We start from the raw sequence: 8,665 nt of genomic DNA on the forward strand, positions 1-8,665 counted from the left end.
ATCCTTAAGTCGTTATCCTGTTGGCATCCTCGCCGTAGCACACACTTTACCTTGTTCCTTTAAACTAACAAGCAACGAAAAGGTACAAAACCGGATTTTCAGATAATTACTCATTAATAACTCTTTGAATTTTAATATCTTGAGTTTTTTAGCCCCTGCGATTTCTCTTAAATTTCTCATACGCTTAAGGGCAAATCTCTTACATTTCGCAGGGCTTTCACTTACATGTCAATGACGAAGGGAAAAGCCTTTTGCCCGCATTCAGGTATAATCCCCGCAGATTACGATTTTTGGAGACGACCACGTGACTACCTGGAACTACCAACAGACGCATTTTGTCACCAGTGCGCCCGATATTCGCCACCTGCCCTCAGACACAGGGATTGAAGTGGCATTTGCTGGCCGCTCCAATGCGGGAAAATCCAGTGCCCTGAATACGCTGACCAATCAGAAAAACCTGGCGCGTACCTCAAAAACACCTGGCCGTACACAACTGATTAACCTGTTTGAAGTGGCTGAAGGCAAACGCCTGGTCGATTTACCGGGCTACGGTTACGCGCAGGTACCGGAAGAGATGAAGATCAAATGGCAGCGTGCGCTGGGTGAATACCTGGAAAAACGCATGTGTCTGAAAGGCCTGGTGGTGCTGATGGATATTCGTCATCCGCTGAAAGATCTCGACCAGCAGATGATTGACTGGGCGGTGGCAAGCGATATTGCGGTGCTGGTACTGCTGACAAAAGCGGATAAGCTGGCGAGCGGCGCGCGCAAGGCACAGGTGAATAAGGTTCGTGAAGCGGTGCTGGCATTCAACGGTGATGTACAGGTTGAACCGTTCTCCTCGCTGAAAAAGCAGGGCGTGGATAAACTGCGTCAGAAGCTCGACAGCTGGTTTAACGATCTGGAACCGGCGACAGAAGCGGAAGCAGAGTAATAACAGGCGCGGCGATGACCGCGCTTTTTTCGCCTGAAACTTTCTTTGCCGCAATAAAAAACGCCCCAGTCATTACTGACTGGGGCGGCTAAAATATTCAGCCAAATCCGATTACGTGAAGTAAAAGGTCTGAAAGATAGAACATCTTACCTCTGTACCCTACGTCGTTAACTCTACTCTTTTTTTATCGCTGGACAAAGCACTTTTTGTAGTTTTTTTTCATTTTTTACATAGGGAATTCTAATGATCGTCACAAAACGCGCGTACTTATGTTGCTTACTTACATAAAACGCGCGTTATTCCGTTAGCCCTTAGTGAGCCTGATCCCAGTTTTCGCCGCTACCCACTTCCACCAGCAACGGAACGTCCAGCTTCATGCTGTTTTCCATCAGTTCATGGATCTTCTGAGAGACCGTCTCCAGATCGTCTTTATGAACTTCAAAGACCAGTTCATCGTGTACCTGCATGATCATTTTCACGCGCGGCTTCTCTTTTTCCAACCAGGCATCGACGGCGATCATTGCGCGTTTAATGATGTCCGCCGCAGTGCCCTGCATAGGGGCGTTAATCGCAGCACGTTCAGCACCCGCGCGGCGCGCGGCGTTGCTGGATTTGATGTCCGGAAGGTAGAGACGACGGCCATCCAGCGTTTCAACGTAGCCTTTCTCTTTCGCCTGCGCGCGGGTACGTTCCATATATTCCAGCACGCCCGGATACCGCTCGAAGTAGAGATCCATATACTTCTGCGACTCTTTACGCGGAATATTGAGCTGGCGTGAAAGACCAAAGGCACTCATGCCGTAAATCAGACCGAAGTTGATCGCTTTTGCGCTACGACGCTGCTCATTTGTCACGCTCTCCAGCGGCAGCCCAAACACTTCGGCAGCGGTTGCCCGGTGAATGTCCTTCCCTTCGGCAAAGGCCGTCAGCAGGCCTTTGTCGCGTGACAGGTGCGCCATAATACGCAGTTCGATTTGCGAGTAGTCCGCGGAGACAATCAGATAATCCTCTGGCGCAATGAAAGCCTGGCGAATACGGCGGCCCTCTTCATTACGCACCGGAATGTTCTGAAGGTTAGGATCGGTTGACGAAAGTCGCCCGGTCGCCGCCACAGCCTGGTGATAGGAGGTGTGCACGCGGCCCGTTTTCGGGTTGATCATCAACGGCAGTTTGTCGGTATAGGTCGATTTCAGCTTAGCCAGACCGCGGTATTGCAGAATAACTTTTGGCAGCGGATAGTCCAGAGCCAGCTCTTCCAGCACCTCTTCAGACGTTGAAGGAGCGCCGCCCGGGGTTTTCTTCAGCGGCTTGATACCCTGTTTTTCAAACAGGATGGTTTGCAGCTGTTTCGGTGAAGACAGGTTAAATGCCTCGCCAGCAAGCTCATGCGCTTTCTGTTCAAGCTCGGTCAGGCGCTGCGCCAGCTCACCAGAGTGGTTATGCAGCACCGTTGGGTCGATTTTAACGCCATTGCGCTCAATGCGGGACAGCACAGGCACCAGCGGCATCTCAATGTTCTCGAACACATTCAGCGGCCCTTCGTGCTTCTGCAATTTCGGCCACATTTTGAGATGCAGCTGTAGCGTGACGTCAGCGTCTTCCGCGGCGTAGCGGCCTGCCTCTTCCAGCGCGATCTGGTTAAAGGTCAGCTGATTTTTACCCTTACCGGCAATTTCTTCAAAGGTGATGGTTTTGTGTTTCAGCCAACGATCGGATAAGGAATCCATATCATGGCGGCCCGCCACGCTGTCCAGAATGTAAGATTCAAGCATGGTGTCAAAAGCGATACCACGCAGCTCAATGCCGTAGTTTTGCAGAATACCGCGGTCATACTTCAGGTTTTGCCCGACCTTCAGCGCTTTCTCGTCTTCCAGAATCGGCTTCAGTAGTTCTAAGGCGCGCTCGCGGGAGATTTGCTCCGGCGCATCCAGATAGTCGTGAGCAACCGGAACATAGGCGGCAACCCCCGGCTCCGTCGCGAATGACAGACCCACCATATTAGCCGTAATGTTATCAAGGCTGTCCGTTTCGGTATCGAAAGCAAATACTGGCGCTTTTTTTAGCTTTTCAATCCAGGCGACGAGCCGTGACTCTTCCAGGATGGTTTCATAGTTGTCGAAGGAGAGCGCTACCGCCTCTTCTTCTGACTGCTCTTCGGCATCGACAACGATGGTCTCTTTCGGCTTCGCCGCAGGTTTAGCCCCTTTCGCCTGAAGCCATTTACCGGCTTCAACATCCGCGGTCCAGCGTTTAAATTCGTATTTTCTGAACAGACCAAGCAGTTCGTCGGCGGCGGGTTCCTGCACTTCCAGCTGCTCGCAGGTAAGCTCCAGCTCTACGTCAGTTTTGATGGTGGCCAACTGATAGGAGAGATAAGCCACCTCTTTGTTATCGGCGAGCTTTCCGGCCATGGTTTTTGCGCCACGGAAGGTAAGACCGGCAATTTTGTCGGACTCTGCATACAGCGTATCCAGCCCGCCCAGCCCTTGCAGCAGCGCCTGAGCTGTTTTTTCACCCACGCCCGGCACGCCAGGAATGTTATCCGAGGAATCGCCCATCAGGGCGAGGAAATCAATAATGAGCTCTGGCGGCACACCATATTTGGCGACCACTTCTTCCGGGCCAAGAATGGTGTTTGTCATGGTGTTGATCAGCGTAATCCCTGGCGTTACCAGCTGCGCCATGTCTTTATCACCGGTACTGATCAGAACCGGGCGGCCTGCTTTTTCCGCTTCGCGCGCCAGGGTACCAATTACGTCGTCAGCTTCAACGCCAGAGACCGCCAGCAGTGGCAGCCCCATCGCTTTCACCATAGCGTGCAGCGGTTCAATCTGCGCACGCAGATCGTCAGGCATAGGGGGACGGTGTGATTTGTAGTGCTCAAATAATTCATCGCGGAAGGTTTTACCCTTCGCATCAAACACCACGGCCGCATGGGTTGGATGGTATTGCAGAATCAGGCTGCGCAGCATATTCAGCACGCCGTACATTGCGCCGGTAGGTTCCCCTGCGCTGTTGGTCAGAGGAGGAAACGCATGATACGCCCGATACAGGTAAGAAGAGCCATCGACGAGTATAAGTGGGTTTTCTGGGATCTGAACCATAATGTCCGTGCCTGTTATGAATTTATGGGTAAAGGATGCCACAGAAGGATGAAAACATCAGGTTTTAGCGCTTTATACAGAAAAAGATTTTGCGATCGGGAAGATCGCTCGCAAAACAAAACTGTGGATAAGTTTGTGCATATTTTTAATACAGGTGAATAACAGCTTGATAAAAGTGATATTGAAAACTTATTTATCTATTTAAATCAAATAATTAATACAAGATCAATTAAGATCACACCTCACTGATGGTTATTTAGTCTATGTGGATATAAGGCTTAAGCACCTTGTCTATAGGGAAGAATTCGCGGCCTGCCAGGAAAAGCCGCGGCCTCCTGGTGTGAAAGCGCCCTGGTCTGAGCGAATTTCTGATAAGATCGGTGCCCAGCACCGGATAGCCGGCTGCTCAATTACAGCTAACTATCTGAAAAAATTCATCATGTCGAGAATACTCGCTGCGATAACATTATTGTTAAGCGTCATTTTAACTATTCTGGTTACTATCGCCTGTTCTGTGCCAATCATCGTTGCCGGAATAATTAAGCTCCTGCTGCCTGTCCCTCCGGTATGGCGCGCGGTGTCTGCTTTTTGTAATTTTATGATGTACTGCTGGTGTGAAGGCCTGGCGATCCTGCTGCATCTGAACCCCTGGCTGAAGTGGGACGTTCAGGGTCTGGAGAAGCTGAACAAAAAGCACTGGTATCTGCTGATCTGCAATCACCACAGCTGGGCCGACATTGTTGTATTGTGCGTACTGTTTCGCAAACACATTCCGATGAATAAATACTTTCTGAAACAGCAGCTGGCCTGGGTGCCTTTCATTGGTCTGGCCTGCTGGGCGCTGGATATGCCGTTTATGAAACGCTATTCACGCAGCTATTTGATTCGTCATCCGGAACGCCGCGGTAAGGACGTGGAAACCACGCGCCGTTCTTGCGAGAAGTTTCGCGCGCATCCCACCACCATTGTTAACTTCGTCGAAGGATCGCGCTTTACCGAAGAGAAGCGCCAACAAACTCGCTCTCCTTATCAGAACCTGTTGCCGCCAAAGGCTGCGGGCATCGCAATGGCGCTCAACGTGCTGGGGGAGCAGTTCGATAAATTGTTGAACGTAACGCTCTGCTATCCGGAAAACGACAGGACGCCATTCTACGACATGCTCAGCGGCAGGCTGACGCGTATCGTTGTCCGCGTTGATCTGGTGCCCGTCAATACTGAACTGCACGGGGATTACGTCAACGATAAAAACTTCAAACGTCGTTTCCAGCTTTGGCTTAATACACTCTGGAAAGAGAAAGACGAGCAGATAGCGAAGATTAAATCTTCATACAAAAACGCCGGTCAGTGACCGGCGTTTTTCTTTATGGTTGTTACTTTTTCTCAACCAGGTATTTCACGGTATCAGCGTACTGTTGTACGAAGATATCCATGCTGGTCGTGTCCATACCACGCATATTCACCTGGTATTTGCCGTTAACATACATCGCCGGCACGCCCTGCAACTGGAAGTCAGCGGCAGCTTTTTCCTGCTGTGCCACGAGAGATTTCACCACAAAACTGTTCCAGGCAGCGTCGTAGTCTTCACCTTTCACACCGGCATCTACGAACACTTTACGGATATCTGCCGTAGTTTGTACGGTCTGGGTTTTCTGTACGGCTTCAAACATAGGCGCGGTGATCTTATCTTCCACACCCAGCGCAATCGCGACCGCCCATGCCTGAGTCAGATCTTTGCCCAGTGGGCCAAGGAACTCAACGTGGTATTTCGTCATTTTGGTGCCTTCCGGCAGCTTTTTCTTCACGTTGTCAGAAACATGAAGTACCTGCTCAAACTCGTAGCAGTGCGGGCAGTAGAAGGAGAAGAACTCCAGCACCTGAGGCTCGCCAGCAACAGGCTTGTCCAGCGTAATGTACTGCTTGCCGTCGGTAAACTGCGCAGCAGTTGCGCTAAATGCCAGAATCATACCAGCCAGCGCCAGCCAAATTTTTTTCATGATCAACTCTCTCCTGGGTGTGTCCAATTAATACATCGGCGTTAATTGCAAAGGGGGTTCCTGTAGAACCTTAACCTGCTCGGTAAATGTGGATATCTGGTTGCGCCAGTAATCCTCCCCGGTAAGCCAGGGGAAATTTCGGGGAAAAGCCGGGTCTTCCCAACGCCTGATTAACCACGCGAGATAATAAACAAATCGCATCGCACGTAAAGGCTCTATCAAGGCAATTTCGTCTGAATTAAAGGGGATAAATTCTTCATAAGCTTCAATTATGGTCTCAAGCTGCATGCGCTGCTCGGCTTTATCACCGTTGAGTAGCATCCACAGATCCTGCACCGCGGGTCCCATACGTGCGTCATCAAGATCGACAAATAGCGGACCATCGCGCCAGAGAATATTCCCGGCGTGGCAGTCACCGTGCAGGCGCAGAGTAGTAATATCATCCCGCCAGCAGGCTTTTACAGCATCAATAAGCTTATCGGTCGCCGTGAGGAAATTATCCTTTAGTGCATTCGGGATCAGCGCCGATGTTTCGAATACCTGTCGCGGCTCAATAAGATATTCCTTAACACCAATCGTCGGACGGGCAACAAACGGTTTTTTACGTCCCGTCTGATGAATGCGCCCCAGATAGCAGGCAACCCATTCCATCTGATCGATATTATCTGCCTCAAACTGTCTTCCGCCCAGGCTCGGAAATACCGCGTAGTAAAAGCCCTGATGGGTCAGCAGCGTTTGGTTATTGAATTTAATCGGTGCCGCAACGGGAACATCGTCATCCAGTAGATCGTGGGCAAACTGATGTTCTTCCTGAATTTGTTCTGCGGACCAGCGCTGTGGACGGTAAAACTTTACGACAAAGCGCTGGCGCTCTTCGTCCTGAAATTGGTAGACACGGTTTTCGTAGCTGTTTAAAGCGGTTAACCCGGAATCCACCCGAATACCCTGCTCGAACAGCGCATCCATAATGGTATCCGGGTGTAGTGTCTGGAAAGTAAAAGCCTGGTCGTTCATCCGATCATCCAGAAATTATACGAATGATTCAGGATATCATCTTGTGGCGATTTCGGTGGCTCCGCTTACAAGCTTTTACTCTTTAATTACGCCTCGGGCGCGCAGTAATGCGGTTTTAAAATCCTCTTCATAATCTTTCTGAATGCCAGGAATAACAGCATCTTTAGCCGAGTCACGCATTTTCAGGTGGTAGATCAGGATGTCGTCAGAAAGGTCCGCCAGTTCACCATCAAAACCTGACTCTTTCGCCAGTTTCTGTAAAAATTGCATCAGATTCAGCTCTGGCTCTTTTTGCCAGGCCGGCTGGAGAAGTTCAATGACTTCATTAAGACGTTTACATTTCATGGTAGTGCTCCTTTCATTTAGAGAGACACGTTAGCAGGGTCAATCCCACAATAAAAGAGGCGATATTCGTGAATCAATGCCAGGAAATCATCGGGGTTGTTCTGGCCGGGGGCAGGGCAACGCGAATGGGTGGAAAGGATAAGGGACTTCAGCTCCTGAACAACACACCATTATGGCAGCATGTTGCTGATACGCTTGCAGATCAGGTGTCATCGATGGCGATCAGCGCTAACCGACATGTTGATATCTATCAGCGCAGCGGGTATCCGGTTTATCAGGATAACCTGGTGGACTACCCCGGTCCGCTGGCGGGAATGCTTTCTGTTATGCAGCAGTCGTACGGAGAGTGGTTTCTCTTTTGTCCATGTGATACGCCCTTCATCCCGTCCTGTCTGGTTGAACGTCTGGTGCAGCGGCGCGGTGGTGCTCCCGTCGTCTGGGTACACGACGGTGAACGCGACCATCCAACGATCGCATTGATTAATCGCTCGTTAATATCCGCGCTGGAAGATTACCTGGCCGCAGGAGAGCGACGCGTCATGGTATTTATGCGCCAGTCCGGAGGGCATTCCGTTGATTTCAGCGACATGAAATCGGCGTTTGTGAATGTAAACACGACGGAAGATTTGCAGATGATGCAGGAGAGAAAATGATACCCGTATTAGCGATCTCAGCCTGGAGTGGCACCGGGAAAACTTCGCTGCTAAAAAAACTGATACCTGCACTTTGCGCCAAAGGCATTCGTCCCGGATTGATTAAGCATACGCACCATAACATGGATGTCGATAAACCGGGGAAAGATAGCTATGAGCTGCGTAAGGCTGGCGCTGCACAAACGATGGTGGCGAGTAACCAGCGCTGGGCGTTAATGACAGAAACACCGGATGAAGCACCGCTGGATCTCGCTTATCTTGTCAGCCGGATGGATCACTCCACGCTGGATTTGGTGCTGGTTGAGGGGTTTAAGCATGAGGCTGTTGCGAAGATCCTGCTATTCAGAAGCGATGCCGGACATGACGTAAGTGAGTTAACGCTGGATGAACATGTGATTGCCGTGGCCAGTGACGTTGCGTTGACGCTGAAAGTACCGGTTCTGGATTTGAATGATGTGGAGGGGATTGCAGCGTTTATTTCGGCGTGGTGTGCAGTCTGAGATCTGCCGGGTGACGGCTTCGCCTTACGGCCTGCCGTTTTTCAGCAAACCAACGCAAAAAGGCCATCCTTGCGGATGGCCTCTTCACTTGTTTGATGCCTGGCAGTTCCCTACTCTCACA

The 8,665-nt window shown here is 50.6% G+C and carries 8 protein-coding genes; 4 read left to right on the top strand and 4 right to left on the bottom strand.

Translation table 11 applies throughout. The annotated features are described in order from the left end of the window. The first annotated feature begins 304 nt into the window (after positions 1 to 304). Complete coding sequence (gene yihA / locus ACOTXD_RS19925) at positions 305 to 934, top strand: ribosome biogenesis GTP-binding protein YihA/YsxC (protein ID WP_003861913.1); 630 nt, start codon at positions 305 to 307, stop codon at positions 932 to 934. A 311-nt stretch (positions 935 to 1,245) separates the two neighbouring features. Here the strand turns inward: yihA and polA are convergent, their stop codons facing one another. Beyond that, positions 1,246 to 4,038 (bottom strand): DNA polymerase I, encoded by a 2,793-nt coding sequence (gene polA / locus ACOTXD_RS19930; protein WP_048209949.1) that lies wholly within the window; start codon positions 4,036 to 4,038, stop codon positions 1,246 to 1,248. 439 nt (positions 4,039 to 4,477) lie between these two features. Between polA and ACOTXD_RS19935 the strand changes: the two genes are divergently transcribed. Further along, positions 4,478 to 5,386, top strand: a complete 909-nt coding sequence (locus ACOTXD_RS19935) for an acyltransferase (RefSeq protein ID WP_047053839.1) — start codon at positions 4,478 to 4,480, stop codon at positions 5,384 to 5,386. Positions 5,387 to 5,408: 22 nt separating this feature from the next. Here the strand turns inward: ACOTXD_RS19935 and dsbA are convergent, their stop codons facing one another. The 3 genes from dsbA to ACOTXD_RS19950 form a co-directional block, all read right to left on the bottom strand. Next, entirely contained in the window at positions 5,409 to 6,032 is a 624-nt protein-coding gene (gene dsbA / locus ACOTXD_RS19940) for a thiol:disulfide interchange protein DsbA (RefSeq protein WP_003861908.1), read from the bottom strand. Between the two features lie 27 nt (positions 6,033 to 6,059). Then, on the bottom strand, positions 6,060 to 7,046 hold the full coding sequence (locus tag ACOTXD_RS19945) for a serine/threonine protein kinase (protein ID WP_061856731.1): 987 nt from the start codon (positions 7,044 to 7,046) through the stop codon (positions 6,060 to 6,062). 75 nt (positions 7,047 to 7,121) lie between these two features. Next, on the bottom strand, positions 7,122 to 7,391 hold the full coding sequence (locus tag ACOTXD_RS19950; protein ID WP_003861904.1) for a YihD family protein: 270 nt from the start codon (positions 7,389 to 7,391) through the stop codon (positions 7,122 to 7,124). A 68-nt stretch (positions 7,392 to 7,459) separates the two neighbouring features. Between ACOTXD_RS19950 and mobA the strand changes: the two genes are divergently transcribed. Both mobA and mobB read left to right on the top strand, forming a co-directional pair. Beyond that, positions 7,460 to 8,044: a molybdenum cofactor guanylyltransferase MobA gene (gene mobA / locus ACOTXD_RS19955; RefSeq protein WP_045895052.1), complete on the top strand. Its 585-nt coding sequence runs from the start codon at positions 7,460 to 7,462 to the stop codon at positions 8,042 to 8,044. Continuing rightward, positions 8,041 to 8,544 carry a molybdopterin-guanine dinucleotide biosynthesis protein MobB gene (gene mobB / locus ACOTXD_RS19960; protein ID WP_061856730.1) on the top strand — a complete coding sequence of 168 codons (504 nt, stop codon included), beginning with the start codon at positions 8,041 to 8,043 and terminating at the stop codon, positions 8,542 to 8,544. Before mobA ends, mobB begins: the two co-directional genes overlap by 4 nt. Positions 8,545 to 8,665 lie beyond the last annotated feature (121 nt).

The organism is Enterobacter cloacae complex sp. CDL013 (assembly GCF_049238805.1).
In the GTDB taxonomy this organism is placed as follows: domain Bacteria; phylum Pseudomonadota; class Gammaproteobacteria; order Enterobacterales; family Enterobacteriaceae; genus Enterobacter; species Enterobacter hormaechei_C.

What these genes read in the sequence shown, in the direction of transcription:
- polA (WP_048209949.1), bottom strand. Translation starts at nt 4,038, where the DNA reads ATGGTTCAGATCCCAGAAAACCCACTTATACTCGTCGATGGCTCTTCT.
- ACOTXD_RS19935 (WP_047053839.1), top strand. Translation starts at nt 4,478, where the DNA reads ATGTCGAGAATACTCGCTGCGATAACATTATTGTTAAGCGTCATTTTA.
- dsbA (WP_003861908.1), bottom strand. Translation starts at nt 6,032, where the DNA reads ATGAAAAAAATTTGGCTGGCGCTGGCTGGTATGATTCTGGCATTTAGC.
- ACOTXD_RS19945 (WP_061856731.1), bottom strand. Translation starts at nt 7,046, where the DNA reads ATGAACGACCAGGCTTTTACTTTCCAGACACTACACCCGGATACCATT.
- ACOTXD_RS19950 (WP_003861904.1), bottom strand. Translation starts at nt 7,391, where the DNA reads ATGAAATGTAAACGTCTTAATGAAGTCATTGAACTTCTCCAGCCGGCC.
- mobB (WP_061856730.1), top strand. Translation starts at nt 8,041, where the DNA reads ATGATACCCGTATTAGCGATCTCAGCCTGGAGTGGCACCGGGAAAACT.